Genomic DNA, 2,186 nt, shown 5'->3' with positions numbered 1-2,186 from the left:
CACCTGGACGCCACTACCGATGTGCAGATGCAGGTCAGGCTGACCCACGATCAACCTGGCCAACTGGGGTTTGAGTGCGAGCACATCAGTCTGGAGTCGATCAGCCATTTGCGCCGCTTGGTCGAGTGCGGCCCGGGCAAAGTCCTGGCCGGCCTGAACAAGCGCTGCGCCGACGGCGTGTCGACCGCCAACCTCAATACCCCGGATGCCTTCGCTGCCGCTCGCGCGGCACTGGCCTGATCCCCAAACTTAGGAGAAGCCTGCATGAGTCTGCAAGGTAAAGTTGCACTGGTTACCGGCGCAAGTCGTGGCATTGGCCAGGCGATTGCCCTGGAGCTGGGCCGTCAGGGCGCCACCGTGATCGGCACTGCCACTTCCGCCTCGGGCGCCGAGCGTATCGCCGCGACCCTGAAGGAAAACGGCGTGCAAGGCACCGGCCTTGAGCTGAATGTGACCAGTGATGAGTCCGTGGCTGCCGTACTGGCCGAGATCAGCGCACAGTTCGGCGCGCCGGCGATTCTGGTGAATAATGCCGGTATCACCCGCGATAACCTGATGATGCGGATGAAAGACGACGAGTGGCATGACGTGGTCGACACCAACCTGAACAGTCTGTTTCGCCTGTCCAAGGGCGTTTTGCGTGGCATGACCAAGGCGCGTTGGGGCCGAATTATCAATATTGGCTCCGTAGTGGGTGCCATGGGCAACGCAGGCCAAGTAAACTACGCCGCGGCGAAGGCCGGTCTGGAAGGTTTCAGCCGCGCATTAGCGCGTGAAGTCGGCTCGCGGTCGATTACGGTCAACTCGGTGGCCCCAGGGTTCATCGACACCGATATGACCCGCGAACTGCCGGAAGCACAGCGTGAAGCCTTGCTGACGCAGATTCCGCTGGGCCGTCTGGGCCAGGCTCAAGAGATCGCGAATGTGGTCACTTTCCTGGCATCCGACGGTGCGGCATACGTGACTGGGGCTACAATCCCGGTTAACGGCGGGATGTACATGAGTTAAATTGTGACGGATCGCTTCAAAAAAATGTCATACGAGCTGTCTAAAATCCGTTATAAAGCTGCAACTTAATTTATAGGCGGGTGGCCGACCGGGTACTGGGTGAACCTTTCAGTTGAAAAGCTGAAATGGCTTTCTATACACTTACCCACTGGCCAGCTGCCTGAATTTGTCCATTAGGAGTGAAAACAAGGTATGAGCACCATCGAAGAGCGCGTCAAGAAAATCGTTGCCGAGCAACTGGGCGTTAAAGAAGAAGAAGTGGTCAACACTGCTTCCTTCGTTGAAGACCTGGGTGCCGACTCCCTTGACACCGTTGAGCTGGTGATGGCTCTGGAAGAGGAATTCGAGACCGAAATCCCGGACGAAGAAGCTGAAAAAATCACTACTGTTCAAGCTGCAATCGACTACGTTACTAACCACCAGGCGTAATAGTTTGTAGTCGTCGCTTGCTGTCAGGGAAAACCGCACTGCTGTAAAGGCGTGCGGTTTTTTCTTTAGCTCTGATGAAAAGTGATTCTGAAGCAAAGTGTCGTCATTAGAAAAAGGAGAGTGCTGTGTCGCGTAGACGCGTCGTAGTCACCGGTATGGGTATGTTGTCGCCACTGGGCACGGATGTGTCGAGCAGTTGGCAGGGCATTCTGGCTGGCCGCAGTGGTATCGGTCTGATCGAACACACGGACCTTTCTGCCTATTCCACCCGTTTTGGCGGCTCGGTAAAGGGGTTCAATGTCGAGGAATACCTCTCGATCAAAGAGTCCCGCAAACTCGACCTGTTCATTCAATACGGCCTGGCAGCCGGTTTTCAGGCAGTGCGTGACGCTGGCCTGGAAGTCACCGACGCCAACCGTGAGCGCATCGGCGTGGCCATGGGGTCGGGTATTGGTGGTTTGACCAATATCGAAGAGACCAGCCGCACGTTGCACGAGTCCGGTCCCCGTCGAATTTCACCGTTCTTTGTGCCGGGTTCGATCATCAATATGATTTCCGGTTTCCTGTCCATCCATCTGGGCGCACAGGGACCTAACTACGCGATTGCTACCGCTTGCACCACAGGTACTCATTGCATCGGCATGGCCGCGCGCAACATTGCCTATGACGAAGCGGACGTGATGATCGCTGGTGGCGCCGAAATGGCCGCCTGCGGCCTGGGCATGGGCGGTTTCGGCGCGTCGCGTGCG

General features: G+C 57.0%; 3 protein-coding genes and 1 pseudogene. All 4 read left to right on the top strand.

All coding sequences use genetic code 11. From position 1 onward, the window contains the following. Positions 1–240, top strand: a pseudogene (locus L9Z73_RS29535) (hypothetical protein); the annotation flags it as partial. 24 nt (positions 241–264) lie between these two features. Next, on the top strand, positions 265–1,008 hold the full coding sequence (gene fabG, locus L9Z73_RS29530) for a 3-oxoacyl-ACP reductase FabG (protein WP_247408419.1): 744 nt from the start codon (positions 265–267) through the stop codon (positions 1,006–1,008). 192 nt (positions 1,009–1,200) lie between these two features. Continuing rightward, positions 1,201–1,437, top strand: coding sequence for an acyl carrier protein (acpP, locus tag L9Z73_RS29525; protein ID WP_003442511.1), 237 nt, complete (start codon positions 1,201–1,203; stop codon positions 1,435–1,437). 125 nt (positions 1,438–1,562) lie between these two features. Further along, on the top strand, positions 1,563–2,186 hold a 624-nt coding region (locus tag L9Z73_RS29520), incomplete at its 3' end, for a beta-ketoacyl synthase N-terminal-like domain-containing protein (RefSeq protein WP_345894195.1).

It is taken from the genome of Pseudomonas emilianonis (assembly GCF_023072625.1).
Lineage (GTDB): Bacteria > Pseudomonadota > Gammaproteobacteria > Pseudomonadales > Pseudomonadaceae > Aquipseudomonas > Aquipseudomonas paraveronii.
Note: the sequence above shows the minus strand (reverse complement) of the source record. Positions and strands in the feature narration are given on the sequence as shown.